Raw genomic sequence first — 19,238 nt, forward strand, 5'->3', positions numbered from 1 at the left:
ATGAGCAATAATATATTAAATGACATAAAAAAACTCGAATCTGCATTTATCGAATTAATCCACAAGCGTTTTGGACTTGTGATCCATGTAAATCAGGCACAAGAATTAGTAAAAACGATTGGCGCTGCATGCAAAAAATTCAATTATCAGCCTCAAGAATATTTGGAGCAATTAAAAAAATGTTCCAGCAACTCTTCTTTATTAGCTGATTTAGTCGCAGCCATTACTGTGGGGGAAAGCTACTTTTTTCGTGATAAAAATCAAATACATTTACTTGAAAATAAGCTGTTGCCTCAATTAATAAAACAAAAATCACACGATTTTACTTTAAAAATTTGGAGTGCCGGTTGCTCTTCAGGCGAAGAAATATACACCATTGCCATGCTGTTAGCGGAACTTATACCCAATATGGATATATGGGATCTTTATTTATTAGGTACAGACATCAATACCGCAGCACTGCAAAAAGCAACAACAGGCACTTATGGACAATGGTCCATGCGTTCTATTCCAGAGAGATACATGCAACGCTATTTCCTGAAAAATAATCGTACACATATACTGTCGCCTGAAATTCGTGATTTAGTACAATTTAAATACCTTAATTTGTGTGATAACCGCTATCCATCCATAATTAATGGTATATTTGAGGTCGATTTAATCCTATGTCGTAATGTGCTCATTTATTTTGATAATGAGCTGGTTACTCAAATTATGAAAAAGATAAGCGCATGCATGACTGAAGATGCTTATCTTTTATTGGGTGCATCCGATCCTATTGTTACGACTGGGACAAATCTTGTCTTTCATCATGATGGTGCAATCTATTTTTCACTGGATAATGGTGATGGAACAAAAAAAGGATTTTGAATGATGATAAAAGAACAAAAGCATGCTTCAGAATTAATGCCCAAAAGCGAGGAAGCATTAAAGATACTGCAAGCAAGAGCAAAACAACTTGCCCACCAGGAAGTAGACATCCGTGAAAATCATGGTGTTGCCTTTGTTCGCTTCAGCTTAAGCAAAAATGAAATTTATGGAGTTTCTTATCAATACGTGCAAGAAATTCTGCATAATACCTCCATGGCACATCCTCCTTTCGCACCCAATTTTATTGCTGGAGTAATCAACTGGCGTGGTGCGTTGATTACAGTAGTGGATCTCCTCAAATTCTTTCATCCAAATCATTCGAGTCACCATCTCAAACAGGATAATCAATTTATTATTGTTGTTCATGCAACTAGTATAACTCTTGGCTTACTTGTTTACCGCATCGAGGGTAGTGAGACTTATCTGCCAAGTCAATTAGCTGCTCCTCTAACCTCTGCAACCGTGACCAATTCAGAATATATTCTAGGGTTACATCATGCTGTCACAGCAATCATTAATATGGAGGCTTTTATATCAAGCTTAAGCCAAGAAATTAAAACGCGTTTATACAAGATAGGAGAGGGTCATGGAAACTAATAGGAATAAACGAGGCTTTGTTATTACTGTACGTGCTCGCTTGCTTATTGGATTTATGGCCCTTAGCCTACCATTAATACTATTAATTATATTCTTAATACCCAAAGTTCACTCCATAGTTCAGCTTAGTCACAAAATTAGTTATGAAAGCTTACCCCAAGTTCTAGACAGTCAAATTCTCCAGACTCAAGATACACTTGAGCAGTGGGCAATGACGGGAGATTCTAAGAGTAAAGAAGCTTTTGAACACCTTTGGAATGAAATTAATGAGAGTAGAAACCAGTGGGATCAAGCTATGCACTCGTTAGGTGATCAACAATTACGGCAAGAATGGGATAGGCTACAAGACTTGTATCAAGTTCTTTATGATACTCAAATAGCAATAATAAATGCTCCTAGAAACCCCAATGATCCCAATAATGTAGAAAACAGTAGGAATAAGACCAGAAACATCATAAAAGTAATGATTGACATGCTTGATGGCGTTTATTCTACTCAAACAAAAAGCAGAGTCGGTGGAATATTTAATTCATTAGCGCAAGAAGTTGAGAAGAATACAAATATAATTAATAAAAATTTAGCTTCCTTAGAACACTCTGCCTATTTGTTATTAATTTTCGCTATCCTATTAACCATTATCATTCCTTATATAACCCAACGAGCTATATCAATTCCTGTAGATAAAGCAATTAACATCGCTGAACGAATCGCAGCAGGTGAACGTGACGTAGTAATTCAAATCCAATCTGAAGATAAGTTAGGCAAGCTGCTTTTATCGCTAAAAACCATGCAAGAAGCGATTAGGAAAAATGAGGAAACTCTTCAGACTAAAGAAGAAGAATCACGAGAGCTGTTTGAAAAACTGGTCAACTCATCGAAAAAATTTAGAGTGCATAGCAGTAAAGTTGCTGCAGGCGATCTTAGAGAGCGTCTTGAAATAGACAAAGAGGACATCTTACAAGATCTGGGTAAAGATTTAAATTCAATGACTGATGGGCTGGCATCAATTACCAAAAAAATTAGCAAAGTCAGCAATGACATCGTCACTATGGTAGGAACCGTACTCACAGCCGCAAATGAACAAGCAGAAGGAATTACCTCGCAAGCATCAGCTATAAATGAAATCAGTGCGTCATTGGAAGAAATAGATAAGAGTTCAAAACAAACTATGGCTAAAGCACAAACTCTGCGGGAAGTAGCGAAAAACACTTATGAGCAAGGAAAACTAGGCACAGAGTCAGTAGAGCAAAGTATTCAGGGGATTAAAGCTTCAGAGGAAAAGATGAAGCTTATTGCACAAACCATTCTTGATTTAAGTAATCACACCCAACAAATTGGCGACATTACCTCCGTAGTAAACACACTTGCCCAACAATCAAAGATGTTGGCATTGAATGCATCGATTGAAGCATCCAAAGCAGGAGAAGCAGGAAAAGGTTTTGCTGCAGTGGCAACTGAAGTAAGAAATCTCGCTGAGCAATCAGAACAGTCAACTGTACAGGTGCAAAGAATTCTCGAAGATATCCGGCGGACTACCGAAAAAGCAGTCACCGTTACAGAGGAAGGTGCTAAAACTCTTGATCTAGGGATTAAACTCATTGAGAAAGCAGGTCATGTCATTCAAGCCCTAAGTAAAATGATTAATGAAGCATCGATTTCGAGCCAGCATATTGAAGTAGCCATTCGTCAAGAAGCTGTTGGGATTGAACAAATCGTTGAGAGCATGAATGAAATTAATCGTACTACCTCAACTTTTTCCAGCAGCATAAAAGAGATGATGGCATTTATTCATAATTTGGATGATATTGCCAAACATCTAAAGGATGATGTGAATTTTTATAAAGTTTAGGAGCACACCCATATGACTCCAGACGATCCTTTATTAAAGCAGGTGCTTGAAACATTTAGTACGGAACTTGAATCATTATTAGCGCTCATCACCGATCATTTAAAAAAGATGAAGCACGGCGAATCAATGAGTCATTTAAATCAGATGATGGAGGAGATTTCTCGTGCAGGGCGAAATATTAAAGTATCAGCACTTTCTGTAGGTATTGATGAGCTAGGGAAAATTGCCGAGTATGTTGAAAAACTATTTGAGCCTTCGCAAGTCGTATCCCCTGAACGAATTAATTTAACATTTCGAGCCATAGAGGGAATGCGTGAAACGCTCCATAATTTTATAGAAAAAAAACCGCTTTCAGCTGAGCTGCATGCATTATTACAACAACTACAACACGCATTAAATCATGAAGAAGAAAAAAAAGAAGAAATTCAAATTATAGAGGAAAAACCAGCTTTATCTGAGCCTATTGCCCCAGTGACGCCTCCGGCAAATGCTGCGGATAATGAATTTATAAAAAAACTTATTGAAACTTTCAAAGCAGAACTCCAAGAAAATTCAGTCACGATCACGAATGGTGTGCTGCAGCTTGAAAAGGGGACTAAATCAGAACAAGAATTCCAGAGTTTACTGGAGGAAATTTTTCGTGTGGCTCATAACATCAAAGGATCTGCACGAGGTATAGGCGTTAATGATATTGGTGAGATTGCCCATCACATAGAAACTTTATTTGCAGCGATCCAGAAAAAAAGTATTAAAATTTCTCCTGAGCTCATTAACCTGTGTCTGCAATCGATCGATTACATGAATGAAGCAATGCAATGCTATACGGAACAAAAACCATTATCTTTTGATTTAGCAAACCACTTGCGACAACTTGAATACTATACAGAATCGCCTGCTCAAGAAATACTATCCCCATCAAAACCAACGGTTGAAACATCGCCGAAACTTGAAAAAGCGCCTAAGACTCATGAAATACAGAGCAAAACAAATGAATTTGATTCAATACGTGTCTCTTTGCAAAATTTAGATCGGGTTTCAGTTTATACTGAAGAAATCCAAGCCATTAAAATTGCTATTGAAGAATACTATTCCAAATTGACCAAGATGAATTACAAAATCGATCATCTGGTGCAATCATGGAAAAAAGATAAAACCAATTTCAACACTTTTTCGCAAAATGAAACGGGCTCATTAACTGCCCTATTCTCTACGAGCCTTGTTGAATTAGCTGAAATCAATAATTCAACTCATTTAATGCAAAGGGAGTTGCATACCTCTGTTAGCGAATTATCTATTTTATTAAATGCGCTCCAAGATGAAATTCGTACTTTACGTCTTGTACCGGTAACAACGCAATTACGTTATTTGCCACGAATTGTACGTGATTTGGCGCATGAGCTAAAAAAACAAGTCAATCTTGAAATAAATAGCAATGATGTAAAAATGGATAAAATGATACTTGATGGTTTAAAAGATCCTATAGTACACCTGCTACGTAATGCAATCGATCATGGCATAGAAAATACTGAGGCTCGTAAAGCTGCTGGCAAATCAGCACAAGGAAATATTTCGATTCATGTAAATCAAGAAGACAATCAGATTGTCTTTAAAATTATTGATGATGGGAGCGGAATTAAAACGAATGATTTAATTCGCACAGCACTGCAAAAAAACATCATCACCCAATCTGAGCTTGAAAATATGAAAAAAGCAGACCTTTATGCGCTTATTTTTCGTCCTGGTTTTTCTACTCGGGAAATTGCAACCGATATTTCTGGTCGAGGCGTAGGCTTGGATGTGGTGCGATCCAATTTACTCCGTTTAAAAGGCCAAGTCAGTGTTGAAAGCAAACCAGGGAAAGGAACCATCTTTTTTCTGAGAGTTCCTCTTACATTAGCGACTGAACGCGGATTGATTGTTTCATGCAATAACCAAATATTTGTGCTCCTTACCAACTCGGTAGAAAGTGTCATGTTATTAAAGAAACATGAGGTTATAGCCGTGGAAGGAAGCCCTTCTGTTCTTGTCAAAGAACAACCGGTTTTGTTATGCTCTTTGTCTAAGGTACTCCATCTTGATGAAAAAAAACAAAATAGAACAGAACATATCTCTGTTGTAATCATCAAAAAAAACGGGGATCGTATTGCCTTACTTGTCGACGAAATTATTGGTGAAAGGGAAATTGTACTCAAACCGTTGCAAGAACCCTTATCAAATATACCTTGTGTCATTGGAGCGACCTTGACAGGCAACAATCAAATTAATTTCGTATTAAACTCTTCAGAGATTATAAAGAGAATGCTGCTATAGTGAACTACTATCTATGATAAAAATTTTAATTGTTGATGATTCACCAACAGAAGTTGCAATAATTCAACACATTATAGAATCTGAAAAAGATATGGAAGTCATTGGTATCGCAAAAAATGGCAAGGAAGCTATTGAATTAACTGAAAAGTTAAAACCCAATCTCATTACCATGGATATTAAAATGCCCATCATGGATGGACTCGAGGCCACACGTCTTATTATGGCTCAAAATCCTACACCAATTGTCGTGATCAGTTCTCTGGTGAATGATGAATCACTCCATGCCACATTCCATATTCTTGAGGCAGGAGCATTAACTGCTTTGGCAAAGCCTGTTAATGTATTTTCTCCCTCTTTTGAGGAAAGCAGGCAACACATCGTTAATACACTACGCAGCCTTTCTGATATTCGTGTCATCAAAAAACCTTTGAAAAACCATTTAATTTTTGATGAGAGCAAAAAGTATAAAACAAAAGATGTCAAAACAACACATTACGAGATTATAGCGATGGGCGCTTCAGTTGGAGGCCCTATGGCATTACACACTATTCTCGCGCAATTAGCTCCTGATTTTCCTGTACCAATTCTGATTGTCCAACACATGAGCCGTGGCTTTATTCGAGGATTTGCACAATGGCTTGAAGAGAATGTAAGCCTTACCGTAAAAAATGCAGTAAATGATGAACCATTACAAAAGGGAACGGTATATATAGCACCTGAACATCAACATATGGTAGTTGAACGTGTTCATGAACAATTAATCTGTAAATTAGTTGATGGGCCTCCTGTTTCCGGTTTTTGCCCTTCGATTACCCGATTACTTCAATCAGTTGCCAACGTTTGTGGAAAAAAAGCCATTGGCATTTTATTAACTGGAATGAGTGATGATGGTGCGGAAGGCTTATTGGAATTAAAAGAAGCTCATGGACACACCTTGATTCAAGACCAAGAAAGTTCCATAGTTTTTGGTATGGGCGCTGTTGCCCAATCATTGAATGCTGTAGATCAAATCATTGAGTTAGAGAATATTGCCAGTTATTTAACAAAAATCTGCATCAGCGAAGATGAGTAACTCATTTATGGAAAAAGAAAATCCCGTGATCTTGATTGTAGATGATAGTGCCACTATGCGTTTAATCATCTGCGATGTATTAACTAAAGTTGGTTTTAATGTCATTCAGGCAGAGAATGGTGAGGCCGCATTATCACTACTCAAAACTACCAAACCTGACGCAATTTTGTTGGATGTGGAGATGCCTGGCCTTAATGGTTTTGAAGTATGTGCCGAGATTCGAAAATCACCTGATTTGCGTTATCTTCCAATTATGATGGTTACTGGTCTAGAGGATTATGCATCAGTTAATAAGGCGTTCCAGGTCGGAGCGACCGATTTTACCACCAAGCCCATTAATCCAACTCTATTAGGATATCGCGTCCGTTATATGGTGCGCACCAATTCCTATTTTCAGGATTTACAGATCGCGGAACAAAAGGTCAGAGCTCTAAATGAAGAACTTATCAACAAGCTGGTTGAGATCCAGCAAAATGCCATTGCAGTAGCTCGTTTTGTACCCCAAGATTTTCTAAAGGTACTTAATCGTAAGAATATTGTAGATATTAAACTCGGTGACTGTGTTGAAAAGGTCATGACGGTGCTCTTTTTAGATATAAAATCATTTACTACGATGGCCGAACGCTTATCACCTGTTGAAATCTTCAATCTCGTGAATACCCTGATGAGTTATTTAGATCCTGCCATTTTTAAAAATTCGGGTCTTATTGATAAATATATTGGTGATGCCATTATGGCTTTATTTAATGATGCAGATGATGCCGTAATTGCTGGATTGGATATGTTAGAAGCTCTGAAGACTTTTAATGCCACGCGAATACGCGATAACCTTCCCCCCATCAATGTAGGAATTGGCATAAACACGGGTAATTTGATTGTCGGCACTGTGGGCTTTGAAAAGCGTATGGATTGCAGTGTAATTAGCGATGCAGTCAATACCGCTTCCCGGCTTGAAACATTAACTCGAAGTTTTAATATTGAACTCATCATTGGTGAGGAAACCTATGAACAATTAAAACAAAAAGATCAATACGATCTGCGCTTCTTAGGTTTGACGACAGTAAAAGGTAAACGTCTACCCATAAAAATTTATGAAGTCTTTAATCATAATCCTCCAGTGGAAGTGCAATTTAAAAAAGATTCTGCCTCTATTTTTGCCACCGCATTGGAGCATTATGAGGCAAAACAATTTGATGAAGCCTCAAATCTTTTTGAGCAAATTATCATAAGTAATCCCAATGACTTACCCGCAAAATATTTTCTGCAGCAATGTAAGGAAAAGATGAGTGGTTAGTCTGAACAAAAGAACGTATAGCCTGGGTGAAGCAAAACCCGGGAGTTCTATAGCACCAAACAAGACTCCCGGGCTCGCTCACTTCACCCAGACTACCTTGCAAAAAACTTAACCTGCTTTAATTTGCTCAACCACTTGCTGATTGAGATGAGTCACGATAAGACTGACCAATTTAACTGCCTGATCATAATCACGTTTATCAAACATCCCTGCTTGTTGATGCGCATAACGAATGGGCACGCCAATATTAATGCTAGGAACCCCTGAACCTGAGCCTTGTACTTTTGAACCATCTTGGCCATAGCCTATTTCTGATTCCAACTGTACCTGAATGTTATTTTTTTGAGCTAAATCTAAAACCCAATTAAGCAATTCTTGATGGGGAATCATTGAGCGATCGTATACAAACAAAGTAGGGCCTTTGCCCAAAGCAATTCGTCCTTTGCGTTTTGCAATTAAAGCTGGGTAATCATCAGCAATACCAACCTCAACATTAATCGTAATATCCGGATGCGTACTCTGATAAACGGTACTTGCCCCGCGCAAACCCACCTCTTCCTGTACTGTAGCCGCGGCATAGAGTTGATTTGGTCGATCCTGATTTTTTATGGAGTCCAGAACATCGCTAATCAGCGCCAATCCCAAGCGATCGTCAAGAGCCTTTGCTAGAAAACGGTTTTCACTTAATGGGCTGAATTGACTTGCGGGAGTAACTTGTAATCCTGGGCGCACATTAAATTTCGTTTCAGCCTGTTCCTTTGTTTCTGCACCAATATCAAGAAATACTGCATTTCCCATGGGTAATTGATTTTTTTTGGCCTCGTCAATAAGGTGGGTCGAGTCCATACCTGAATAAGCTAAAATAGGCCCTTTAGGAGTAGAAACCATCCAACGTTGTGCAAAAATTACTGAAGAGGGAATACCGCCTAATGGGATAACCTTTAAAAAACCATCAGGAGTTATTGATTCGATCATATACCCTACTTCGTCCATGTGTGCCATTAATAAAACATTAGGGCCTTTTTGATTTGCTTTATATTGGCCAATCAAATTACCCATCCCATCTACAGTAACCTTGCTCATGGAGGGCTGCCATTGTTGTTTCACCGCATCACGAACAGACTTCTCAAAACCGGATGCACCTGCCAAATCAGTTAACTTTGCTAAAGAGTGCTCATCTGCAATAGCACCTGTTGCCTGAATCAGCATCAATCCCATCGTAAATAGATTTAATTTCTTCATAACAAAATGTCCTTATTTAAAATCCAGCACCTAAAATACACATCAATAATCCGGAAAAATGCAATTCCCCTATGTCCTGTGCTTGCGGCTTTTCCGGCTCAGAGATCCATTCCTGGATTCTGCGGACAAGCCGCAGAACGTAGAGAGTGTTTTTAACCCAATGATTGCGACATGATTCTACCATAACCTGCCATAACCTGAACTCGGCGTAAGAATCAAGACCAGCGCCGATTCGTACGTCGAGTCAAAGTTCCTATAGTAACCGCCTGGTATTTAAGCTATTATTGGTTTTTTTATATTGGAACATTTTTTTACCATGCACAGCGTTATTGTCATTCCTGCCCGTTACGCTTCAACTCGTTTACCAGGAAAGCCTTTGGCAATGATTCGTGGTCAAACTATGTTACACCGTGTGGTTCGTCTATCACGTGCTGCAGCTGAAGGATTAAAAAATGTTTCTGTACTCGTTGCCACCGATGATGAGCGAATTGTCCAACATTGCGATGAAATAGGTGTTGCATCAATCATGACCTCGCCAGAGGCGCCCAGCGGAACGGATCGTGTCGCTGAAGCAATACGCTCTATGAGAAGCAAGCCGGATTTCATTTTAAACATGCAAGGCGATGCTCCGTTGACACCACCAGATTTTTTACGTGCATTAATTGATGCTTTCGCTGCCTCTCCTTGTGATGCAGTAACCCCTGTAACCCAGTTAACCTGGAAACAGCTGGATGTACTGCGCCAAAATAAATTGGCTACCCCCTTTAGTGGTACTACGGCCGTATTCAATGAAAAAACAGGCAATGCTTTTTGGTTCAGCAAAAATATTATTCCTGCCATTCGCAAAGAAGATGAATTACGTCAGAAAAGTGATAAAAGTCCGGTATTTCGTCATATTGGTTTATATGGCTATTCAATGGACATGCTCGAAAAATACATTACCCTGCCAGAAAGCACCTTTGAAAAAATGGAAGGATTGGAGCAATTACGCATCCTCGAAAACGGTTATACCCTTCGTTGTATTCCTGTTGACTATAAAGGTCGAGCCAGTATGTCAGGTATTGATAGCCCAGAAGATGTAGTTCGTGCTGAAACGTTGATTGCCCAATACGGTGAATTATTAGAGAGTCTGTAACGATGAGAACACGATTACTTGTTGCACGCCATGGAAATACTTTTGCACCTGGTGAGGTGGTTAGAAGAGTAGGAACTACCGATTTGCCCTTGGTCAATAGTGGTTTGCATCAGGGACGTATACTAGGTACCTATCTGCAAAAGAATGATCTTATGCCTGATGTCATCTTCACTTCGAAGCTCAAACGAGCCATACAAACTGCAAAAGAAGCACAAAGTGCTATGGGAATAAATTTACCAATTGAAACACTGGCTATCTTCAATGAAATTGATTATGGGCCTGATGAAAATCAACCTGAAGAGCGTGTCGTTGCACGCATTGGCAAAGAAGCGATTAATGCCTGGGAAACCCATGCCATAGTACCTGCTGGTTGGAATGTCGACCCTGCAGCGCTTATTAATAATTGGATGGATTTTTCTACTCGTCTGCGTCAAGAGTACCCTGGAAAAACATGTCTGGTGGTCACAAGTAATGGGATCGCCCGTTTTTCGCCTTATTTGACTGGTGATTTCACAACATTCAGCGCCCAATATGAGATCAAAATAGCGACAGGAGCACTGTGTGTCTTTGAAAATGAAGAGCCTTCAGAGGTATGGCAATGCCGTGCATGGAATGTGAAGCCTGCATTACAACCGTAATGTAGGCCTGGGTGCTGCGTGCGCAGCGGAACCCGGGAATGAATTCTTCCGCTGCACTCAGGCTACATTTCTATTTATTACATGTTATCAAAATAATTTTTTAACGTTTGCTGCACATCTAAATTGAGCTCACCAGAATTAGGATCAATCGCGCTTACCGTATCCCCAAGATAACCAATTGCCCAGAAGAAGATGTTGTTTGTTTCCATATTCGCCTGTAAATAAGGCATTAGCGAATTGATAAAAAATGCTTTTCCTTTTGCAGTTTTCCATGAGGCCTCGCCAAGCACAACAGGATAGCCTGCTTTATATAAAAATCCCCATGACCAGTCGAAACGTAATTGACTTGGCATCCCAGGCGCGGTTTCCCAACCAGCAACTTCAGCAGGGTATACATGCGGCGAAAAAACCAAATGGCTGTTTTGAGCCTGTTCATCACCCAATAACCATTGTAACGCCGGCTGATTTATTCCTTGACTGATTAACTGATTCTTAAATTTATCTTTATCAAATACAGCGATTCCGTTTTTAGCCTGTTTTTCATTTAGTAAAGGCTTAAAGTCCTCTCCCCAATTCCCTTTAAAAAACATACGTTCTAAATTGCCACATAAGGAGGGATCAGGAGAATGGCTGTATCCGTTGTCATTGACTACTTGGGATTTAGGGACACAAATTACTGGATTATTTGCATCATCATTTCCTGAATCAGGACCTTCTACAAATAACAGTAATTTAGGATTGTTTTTCTGCACTGCATTAGCAGCAGTTGCTATAACTTTTGTCCACGGTACTTGGGAGTCATGTGTTTTAAACCAATTTAAACGATAAGGCTCATTAAAAATATCAATGCCCAATACATTATCTAAATTGCGATTTTTAATTTCTGTTGCTAAGAGAGAAATATCATTTCCATAGCGTTGCATATCATAAACAGTACCATCTCGCATCGCATCACCATACCCATGACGATGATGGATATCAATCATTACTTTGATATTCTTCTTTTTTAATTCTTGTAACACAATCCAAAGTGCTTGTTTTGGACTGACTGCTTTGTCGCAAGCAGTACCATTACTTTGCCATGTTTTACAAAAGATACCATTACCTGCATTTGGGAAAGATTTGTCAGAAAGCCACTTATTTAAATCGACCTCATGTTGATCATCATAAAGCACCTCCGGTTGGATAGGCAATCGTAAGGTTTTAAAACTTACTGATGAATTCTTGTCTACCCCTGAACTGGGAAAATCCCATGGATGACTAATCAAATCCATCATGCCATAGGCTCTTGGATTGGAACTCAAAGATGGAATTGCATAAAAAGGATTGCTCTGTAAGCCTTGCAAAACATTCGTGTCTTGAAATCCAGACCATGATAGACCATCTATATGGACAATCTGCCCTTCATCATTGTAAATTTTACTTTCTCGGGTTTGATAGCCGTGTGCATCCAATGCAAGCATTAATAATAACCAACATCCTAATACTCTCATTTTTTTCATTCATGTACCTCCAGACTGCATAGACAACGTTCAAAAGTGGGCGTCATTTAACCACTTATGAATGACCTCAGGCTAAATATTGAATGAATTTTACAAAAATATAACAAATCAAGTGATTTAATTGGCGCAAAAAACAAACATCATAATGACCTGGGCGAATCGTAACCCGAGGTTCGTAAGCACACGCTCGAATCCCCAGGTTACAATTAATTAAAGAAAAATCTTTATCCTACGCTTGCAAAACGACGATCATTTTCATGAATTGATCTTTTAACCAACTCATCCATCTCTTCATTGGGTTCGCAGGGTTGATAAACAACTTTTAGGGGAGAAATATCCACAGTTGATTGGGCACTATCATTTTGCAAATAACCATCAAGGTTTCTAAAAGTAAGGTATTTATCTGTAGCAAACTCTTGGCATTGGGCCATGGTTTCATCTTGGCATATTGAAAATTTAATTAAATGTTCCACATGAAACGGTTCACGGCTTTTTGAAAACACATATTGCATATCGTACAGAACGCTATCAGCGCCAGCACAAAAATAAGAACCGGATTGAAATTTATTATTCTCAAATACATCACTACGAATGAGGCGACCTTCACCAGGTTGCAAGCCAGCAAGAGACACTTTGTGAGTTGCTATTTCTTTAGGATTGTCTGCAAAAGCATAACCAGTTAAAACCACACCTAATAGTAATGAGGCTATTTTCATCATTCTGTTTTAACTCCTAATGTGAAATAAATATTCCCTGTAATAGTTATTATCCCTAAACCACTGCAAAGAACAATAAAAGTAAGAAATTATCTAAATAAAGTGATAACTCTAATTAATTTCAGTCCGACATTATACCCTATTTCATACGAATAGTGTAAAAATTTATAAATTAATTCTCATTTTGATCGAAAATCTTCTAATAATTCGACATCAATCGGAATAAAAAAGAAGAGAACAATCAATGAAATGAATTAAAAATACCTTTTATTTCACGATCAAAAAGGTGTGTTTTTTTTGATCTTTCTGCTTTTTTATTAATCAAGCTTTAATTATTTGTTATCCTTGCCCAACTAAAAAATAAATATATCTTTTTACTGAATGGCTAAAACTTTAACTAAAAAGTTCAGAACTTCATTAGTATGTTATTTGAACAACCCTATGATGTGAAGAATAAAAAATTACTATCAGAATCTGCTTTTGCAATATATGAAAATGTAGTGAAACCTACCAAAGAAAAAGCAGGTTTTTCCAAGAAGTTTCTTTTACATCACAAAATACATTGTCAAACTTTACTATTCCATCTGCCGAAGTTGAAAATATTCATGACGAATTAGAAGAGGATATGAGCCGCTCAAATTTTCGATCTTTAAATGGATAGACTTCATGAGCACTTTTCTTAACTCCTTGAGAGCTAAAACCAAAAATGGGGACAATCTCATGATTAAAGCGATCCAACAATGAACTTTATAATCTAATTATACATATCAAATCTTATTCTTTACTTAACCATTTAAGCTCTTTCAGTGGTCAACTAGTTACCATAATGATAAGTAGATAAATAACTAATTGATTTTAGGATAAAAAAACTTTGCTATTAAAAAAAAATGGGTTATAACTCTCTTACCTGAATCATGGAATGACAGGGATCTAAGATGGGGCAGCATGATGCTGAATAATTATTTTTTCATGGAGTGAGAAAATGAACAGTAAAGTATTTTCGCAGCGCTTCAATCGCGAGTTAGCTTCATTGGGCTTTCCAGAAGAGTTAACTGAGAAAATCAAAGCAGTATCCAAAGTATTTGGTGTTTCACGTCATTTAGCAAACGCGTTAATTTTTGGCCACATACTTCCAGTAACTGAACAACTTAATAAGATTGCCGAAATTTTAGAAGTTTGTCCGCAATGGTTAGGTGGGGCAACTGACCGAAAGAAGACTTATCCAACCCGTGAAACAGCAGATAGTGTATAATAGTTAAAGTTGAGATAATTATTATATGTTGTAAAATGCTGTATCTGACTTTAATTATCGATTATCAGATACAGCAGAACATGTATCTATTTTCATCATAAAAAGCTTTTATTCGCGGATTACTACCATCATGGAATGCTTAAGTTTTTGTATTGCCAAATCAATTGATTTAACACGCGTAGACAATTATTTTAAAAATGCTTCGACTGATTTTACTTCACTGAAAACTCGGGATGTACTCAAGTTAAGCCTGAATCACAACAAAGATCATACCATATTCATTTTTAAAAATGGTACAGTGGTTTCCTGGGGAATCAAAAGATATCAAATTAATGATTATCTGAATACCATCAAACTCTTAATTGATAAACCCGTTGCCCTTTTGGTGCATGATGAATTCCATTATCAGCTCGATAATAAAACGACTATAGAACCCCATGATTTTTTCGATGTAGACTGCTTGACTATAGAAGATGAAAGTGACGAGCTCAAACTCAGTTTATCTTATGGGTTTTCTCAATCAGTCAAGTTACAATATTTTGAAACCATTATTGATGCGCTGATTGATAAATACAATCCTATGATCCAAAAATTGTCGCATACAGGCGAGATGGAAATTAGCCGTACGCAAATACAGCAGATTATTGGAGAAATCCTTGGAGCAAAAAGTGAAATGAATTTAATTAGTAATTTCCTTTATCATCCAAAATATTTTTGGCAACATCCAACTTTAGAAGAGCACTTCACGATGTTGGAACGTTACCTGCATATCCAAAGGCGCGTCAATGCGATTAATCATCGCTTGGATACGCTTAATGAAATCTTTGATATGTTTAATGGTTACTTGGATAATCGGCACGGTCATAATTTAGAGATTATCATTATCGTATTAATTATTTTGGAAATTGTAGTTGCTGTTTTAAACTTGCATTTTTAATAAATTCATTTTAATAAAAGCAAATTAACGTAAAACAAGCTATTCTTAAAAAAAACGAATCATATTTATTAATATCAATTATGCTTAGTAAAACTACCCAACTCACTGAGGAACAACTCAAAGAACTAGAAGAATTAAAAGCTGTCTGTAAAAAGAAAGATGGCAGCGTACCTAATTTATATACCCACTTACTCATCCAAAAAAGAAATTTACCTACAGTCTTAAGGTATCATGACAAACAACGATTAGTGGGATTTTTAAGTGTTTTTTTCTTTTATGAGGATGCAGTTGAAATTTCATTGCTTGTTCACCCAGATTATCGCCGCAAAGGTATTGCCAAAAAAATGCTTCGCAATATTTTACCTCTGGTAAAAGAGCAAGGCTATTTTAAATTAATTTTTTCTAGTCCTTACCTTTTAAATAGTCAATGGCTACCTGAACTCGGTTTTTCTTACATGCATAGTGAATACTATATGGAGCGGCATGATTTAACACCCTTACTGGACTACCAAAAAAATCTGACATACCGCACTGCAACAGAAAAGGATATTCCACTGCTTTGTGTTCTGGATGAGGCATGTTTCTTTAAAACGGAAGTAGAATTAGTTCCACGTTTTGAACACATACTGAGTGATAGAACATATCAAATAATCCTTGCATTTGAGGATAATCACCTTGTAGGAAAAGCACATATACGTTGGGAAAAAAATGGTGCAACACTTTCTGATATTGCCGTTTTGCCAATCCGGCAGGGAAAAGGTTTGGGAACAGCATTAATTTCACACTGTATTAATTATGCTTTAAGTGAAGGCAAACCTCACCTCAATCTTGATGTAGAAACGCATAATCAAAAAGCACTTAATCTCTATACTCGGCTTGGTTTTCTAACTGAAAATTCGTGTGATTACTGGGCAGTTGATTTCTATGAATTACAAAAACGAGTTATCGCCAAAAAAAGACGTTAACTTGCATACCTAAAGACAAACCCTTATATACCCAGGCGCGCAGAAAAATTTGCTCTGGATACATTTAGAAAACGGGGTTATCTCGGCTGCCTTAGACCGCTCTTTTTTGTAAAATAAAACCCTGTTCATATAGAGCTTGACAGAATTTAAACCCCCACTTTAGTATTGTCCTAAAAACTGAAACAACTATTTGCTGCAAAATTGTTTTCAACGTACATAGAACGTTTCATACTAAAAATAAAAAGGATCATAATGAAAAAAAGGGTTGTTATAACCGGCATGGAAATAACCTCTTCCATAGGAACAGGCTTAAGCAAATTCTGGGAGGCGGCAAAACAGGGACAATGCGGAATAAAACGCATTCAAAGCTATGATCCTTCATTGTATCCCACCCAAATAGCAGGCGAAGTGACTGATTTTTCCCTGGAACATCTTCCCGAGTTTAACAAGAATAAACGCTATCCACGAGTTGCCCAATTCGCGCTCTATTGCGCACATCATGCAATAGAACAATCCCAACTCACCCCCCATGAACTTAGCAAAGCAGGGACTTTCATCGGTACCGGGATGGGAGGATACCCCGAATCAGAAGCAAGCTATAAATTCTTCTTCGCTGACAATTGGAAAAAAATGCAGCCCCTGACTGTGATCAGAGGAATGTCCAATTCCATTGCAAATTTTATCGCGATAGCATTCGGCCTCAGTGGGCCTAATTCCACTATTTCTAATGCATGTGTTTCATCCGCCGATGCCATAGGGGCAGCTTACCAGCAAATCGCTAACGGCAGAATTTCCACTGCGATCTGTGGAGGCACTGAAGCACCACTTTGGGAATCAATGATGTCTGCATGGTGTAAATTAAAGGTGATGTCCACTAATAATGAAGAACCAACAAAAGCCTGTCGCCCATTTGATCTAAATCGTGAAGGGATGGTAATGGCAGAAGGTGCCGGAGTTTTAATTCTTGAAGAACTACATCAAGCCAGAGCACGAGGAGCTACTATTTTCGCAGAAATTATTGGTTTTGGTTCCAGCTGTGACGCATTTCATATTACCGCACCTTCTTCCGAAGGACAGCAACGCGCGATTCAAGGCGCATTGGATGATGCAAAATTATCACCGCGAGATATTCAGTATCTCAAAGCGCATGGGACTGGAACGCCATTAAATGATATGGTCGAAACACAAACGATTAAATCACTATTTGGTGAAAGAGCTTATGAGATCCCCATTACGGCACAAAAATCAATGATTGGGCATGCAATAGGTGCATCTGGTGTCATGGAAGTCATTTCCACATCTCTAAGTCTGCAACATGATTTGTTATTACCTACAATTAACTTAGAAACTCCAGATCCTGCCTGTGACTTGGATTATGTAGCTAATGAAGCCCGGAAAAAGACCATTGACATCGTATTGTCCAATCATTTTGCTTTTGGAGGCGCTAACGTTGCTTTGATCTTACGCAGATACATAAGATAAGAAATAGTAGCCCCGCCTGCAAGCAGGCGGGGCTACTAAGCTGTTAAACCTGAGCCATCCTCATGCAAATTTGGCATGGTTCTCTCAGGACTTGTTCGCGGGATCCAGGAAGTTTGCAATAAAACTGGATCCCACAGACAAGCCGCAGGACGTAGTTAACAAATAGAATATTTATTGAAAATCGCTTAATACACATCAAGATTTCTTATGAAAAACTGGCGATCTCTCTGGCGGTTAAGCCCCGCAATTGTCAAATTGAAAGAAAAAACCACGTTGTGAAGTAAACCGTGCCAGAAGGATAGAGATATTGATCTTTCCCTGGATGAGACCATGCAGGTCCTACGCTTACAGTAATAATTGACGACCAAACCTGAGGTAAAACAGGAGCAAATGGGTCATCGGTAGTATATCCTTATTACTGTAACCAGTCCGCAAAATCCTAAGACTGCTATTATTTTTTCAATATACCTATCCATTTGCTTTTTAACCATAAAATCCCAAGAATTCAGCCAATTTTATCCGGTATGTAGACATACTTACTTTTCTATACTTCACCTACCGTTGCATTTATCATCTAGATACTTTAATTTTTGTCTTGACGCATCACTGATTCATGATGATAAAAAATACACTTATCACTCAAAAGAAATCCCATTTTTTGTTATTAAATATATTTAGGAATGCAAGTGAAAACGAAACTGGGTCTTTTTGGCACAAACATTGAACTGAAAGAAATAAGAACTCAAGAAGAAAAGAGAATCCCATCGTTCAAGGTTATTTTTGTCGGAGACGTTTGCGGTAAAACCTCCCTGTTAAAAACGCTTACTTCGGGAAAATACCCCACGAATATTAGGGCCACAACAGGTGTGAATTTTTATCATAAGGTGATTGAATTCAAGGAAAATAAAATAAATCTTCACATATGGGATATTCCCGGAACAGCACGTTATGGAAATTTATGCAGGTTTTATTTTAAAGAAACAGACATTGCAATTATAGGTTTTGATTTGACTAGAAAAGTAACGTTTCATGGTGCTATGAAGTGGCTGGAAGAAATGAATCATCATTTAGATAGAAACTGCTTGGGGAAAATTATTTTAGTTGGGCTAAAAAGTGATGCAGAACCTGACGAAGAATTAGAGATTAAAGCACTGAATCGCTTTGTTAAGAATAATAATTTATTTTATATGACTGCAAGTGCAAAAGCAGGAGAAAATATAGAAGAGTTATTCCTGCAAGCAGTTACATTAAAAGTGGAATCATCATATCTTAAAGAAGAACCATTAATAACGCATCAAGTTGACGATTATCAATCCGATAGTAGATGCGTTATTTTATAGATACTGAATCAAAAACCTCTGCCGATAGTGTTAGCCA

16 protein-coding genes are annotated in these 19,238 nt (G+C 37.9%); 13 read left to right on the plus strand and 3 right to left on the minus strand.

The window, feature by feature from the left end:
* The 6 genes from A8O27_RS04100 to A8O27_RS04125 are packed head-to-tail and all read left to right on the plus strand — an operon-like array spanning position 1 to position 7,992.
* Positions 1-870: a CheR family methyltransferase gene (locus A8O27_RS04100; RefSeq protein WP_235810467.1), complete on the plus strand. Its 870-nt coding sequence runs from the start codon at positions 1-3 to the stop codon at positions 868-870.
* Positions 871-1,467, plus strand: a complete 597-nt coding sequence (locus A8O27_RS04105) for a chemotaxis protein CheW (RefSeq protein WP_058458351.1) — start codon at positions 871-873, stop codon at positions 1,465-1,467.
* Positions 1,457-3,316, plus strand: a complete 1,860-nt coding sequence (locus A8O27_RS04110; protein WP_058458350.1) for a methyl-accepting chemotaxis protein — start codon at positions 1,457-1,459, stop codon at positions 3,314-3,316. Before A8O27_RS04105 ends, A8O27_RS04110 begins: the two co-directional genes overlap by 11 nt.
* 12 nt (positions 3,317-3,328) lie before the next feature.
* Complete coding sequence (locus A8O27_RS04115) at positions 3,329-5,626, plus strand: chemotaxis protein CheA (protein WP_058458349.1); 2,298 nt, start codon at positions 3,329-3,331, stop codon at positions 5,624-5,626.
* A gap of 13 nt (positions 5,627-5,639) precedes the next feature.
* Positions 5,640-6,698 carry a chemotaxis-specific protein-glutamate methyltransferase CheB gene (gene cheB, locus A8O27_RS04120; RefSeq protein ID WP_058458348.1) on the plus strand — a complete coding sequence of 353 codons (1,059 nt, stop codon included), beginning with the start codon at positions 5,640-5,642 and terminating at the stop codon, positions 6,696-6,698.
* Positions 6,699-6,705: 7 nt separating this feature from the next.
* Positions 6,706-7,992: a response regulator gene (locus A8O27_RS04125; RefSeq protein ID WP_058458347.1), complete on the plus strand. Its 1,287-nt coding sequence runs from the start codon at positions 6,706-6,708 to the stop codon at positions 7,990-7,992.
* Positions 7,993-8,100: 108 nt separating this feature from the next.
* Here the strand turns inward: A8O27_RS04125 and A8O27_RS04130 are convergent, their stop codons facing one another.
* Positions 8,101-9,210 carry a M42 family metallopeptidase gene (locus A8O27_RS04130; protein ID WP_064115070.1) on the minus strand — a complete coding sequence of 370 codons (1,110 nt, stop codon included), beginning with the start codon at positions 9,208-9,210 and terminating at the stop codon, positions 8,101-8,103.
* Between the two features lie 340 nt (positions 9,211-9,550).
* Here A8O27_RS04130 and kdsB point away from each other — a divergent pair, with 340 nt between their 5' ends.
* Both kdsB and A8O27_RS04140 read left to right on the plus strand, forming a co-directional pair.
* Positions 9,551-10,369 carry a 3-deoxy-manno-octulosonate cytidylyltransferase gene (gene kdsB / locus A8O27_RS04135; RefSeq protein WP_058458345.1) on the plus strand — a complete coding sequence of 273 codons (819 nt, stop codon included), beginning with the start codon at positions 9,551-9,553 and terminating at the stop codon, positions 10,367-10,369.
* 2 nt (positions 10,370-10,371) lie between these two features.
* Positions 10,372-11,007, plus strand: a complete 636-nt coding sequence (locus tag A8O27_RS04140) for a histidine phosphatase family protein (protein WP_058458344.1) — start codon at positions 10,372-10,374, stop codon at positions 11,005-11,007.
* Between the two features lie 77 nt (positions 11,008-11,084).
* Here A8O27_RS04140 and A8O27_RS04145 read toward each other — a convergent pair whose 3' ends face one another.
* A complete protein-coding gene (locus A8O27_RS04145; protein ID WP_058458343.1) occupies positions 11,085-12,509 on the minus strand; it encodes a cellulase family glycosylhydrolase in 1,425 nt (474 codons plus the stop codon).
* 224 nt (positions 12,510-12,733) lie between these two features.
* A complete protein-coding gene (locus tag A8O27_RS04150; protein WP_058458342.1) occupies positions 12,734-13,228 on the minus strand; it encodes a hypothetical protein in 495 nt (164 codons plus the stop codon).
* Between the two features lie 979 nt (positions 13,229-14,207).
* Between A8O27_RS04150 and A8O27_RS18990 the strand changes: the two genes are divergently transcribed.
* The 5 genes from A8O27_RS18990 to A8O27_RS04180 all read left to right on the plus strand — a co-directional run bounded on the left by A8O27_RS18990 (position 14,208) and on the right by A8O27_RS04180 (position 19,201).
* Positions 14,208-14,477 carry a hypothetical protein gene (locus A8O27_RS18990; RefSeq protein ID WP_058458340.1) on the plus strand — a complete coding sequence of 90 codons (270 nt, stop codon included), beginning with the start codon at positions 14,208-14,210 and terminating at the stop codon, positions 14,475-14,477.
* A 130-nt stretch (positions 14,478-14,607) separates the two neighbouring features.
* Positions 14,608-15,414, plus strand: coding sequence for an RMD1 family protein (locus A8O27_RS04165; RefSeq protein ID WP_058458339.1), 807 nt, complete (start codon positions 14,608-14,610; stop codon positions 15,412-15,414).
* A gap of 80 nt (positions 15,415-15,494) precedes the next feature.
* Complete coding sequence (locus A8O27_RS04170) at positions 15,495-16,379, plus strand: GNAT family N-acetyltransferase (RefSeq protein WP_058458338.1); 885 nt, start codon at positions 15,495-15,497, stop codon at positions 16,377-16,379.
* 252 nt (positions 16,380-16,631) lie between these two features.
* Positions 16,632-17,861: a beta-ketoacyl-[acyl-carrier-protein] synthase family protein gene (locus tag A8O27_RS04175; protein WP_058458337.1), complete on the plus strand. Its 1,230-nt coding sequence runs from the start codon at positions 16,632-16,634 to the stop codon at positions 17,859-17,861.
* 686 nt (positions 17,862-18,547) lie between these two features.
* Positions 18,548-19,201, plus strand: a complete 654-nt coding sequence (locus tag A8O27_RS04180; protein WP_058458336.1) for a Rab family GTPase — start codon at positions 18,548-18,550, stop codon at positions 19,199-19,201.
* Positions 19,202-19,238: the final 37 nt, after the last annotated feature.

It is taken from the genome of Legionella bozemanae (genome assembly GCF_001648595.1).
In the GTDB taxonomy this organism is placed as follows: domain Bacteria; phylum Pseudomonadota; class Gammaproteobacteria; order Legionellales; family Legionellaceae; genus Legionella; species Legionella bozemanae.

Excerpts from the sequence above, each read along its gene's own strand:
- A8O27_RS04100 (WP_235810467.1), top strand. The coding sequence starts at position 1 with ATGAGCAATAATATATTAAATGACATAAAAAAACTCGAATCTGCATTT.
- A8O27_RS04105 (WP_058458351.1), top strand. The coding sequence starts at position 871 with ATGATGATAAAAGAACAAAAGCATGCTTCAGAATTAATGCCCAAAAGC.
- A8O27_RS04110 (WP_058458350.1), top strand. The coding sequence starts at position 1,457 with ATGGAAACTAATAGGAATAAACGAGGCTTTGTTATTACTGTACGTGCT.
- A8O27_RS04115 (WP_058458349.1), top strand. The coding sequence starts at position 3,329 with ATGACTCCAGACGATCCTTTATTAAAGCAGGTGCTTGAAACATTTAGT.
- cheB (WP_058458348.1), top strand. The coding sequence starts at position 5,640 with ATGATAAAAATTTTAATTGTTGATGATTCACCAACAGAAGTTGCAATA.
- A8O27_RS04125 (WP_058458347.1), top strand. The coding sequence starts at position 6,706 with ATGGAAAAAGAAAATCCCGTGATCTTGATTGTAGATGATAGTGCCACT.
- A8O27_RS04130 (WP_064115070.1), bottom strand. The coding sequence starts at position 9,210 with ATGGGATTGATGCTGATTCAGGCAACAGGTGCTATTGCAGATGAGCAC.
- kdsB (WP_058458345.1), top strand. The coding sequence starts at position 9,551 with ATGCACAGCGTTATTGTCATTCCTGCCCGTTACGCTTCAACTCGTTTA.
- A8O27_RS04140 (WP_058458344.1), top strand. The coding sequence starts at position 10,372 with ATGAGAACACGATTACTTGTTGCACGCCATGGAAATACTTTTGCACCT.
- A8O27_RS04145 (WP_058458343.1), bottom strand. The coding sequence starts at position 12,509 with ATGAAAAAAATGAGAGTATTAGGATGTTGGTTATTATTAATGCTTGCA.
- A8O27_RS04150 (WP_058458342.1), bottom strand. The coding sequence starts at position 13,228 with ATGATGAAAATAGCCTCATTACTATTAGGTGTGGTTTTAACTGGTTAT.
- A8O27_RS18990 (WP_058458340.1), top strand. The coding sequence starts at position 14,208 with ATGAACAGTAAAGTATTTTCGCAGCGCTTCAATCGCGAGTTAGCTTCA.
- A8O27_RS04165 (WP_058458339.1), top strand. The coding sequence starts at position 14,608 with ATGGAATGCTTAAGTTTTTGTATTGCCAAATCAATTGATTTAACACGC.
- A8O27_RS04170 (WP_058458338.1), top strand. The coding sequence starts at position 15,495 with ATGCTTAGTAAAACTACCCAACTCACTGAGGAACAACTCAAAGAACTA.
- A8O27_RS04175 (WP_058458337.1), top strand. The coding sequence starts at position 16,632 with ATGAAAAAAAGGGTTGTTATAACCGGCATGGAAATAACCTCTTCCATA.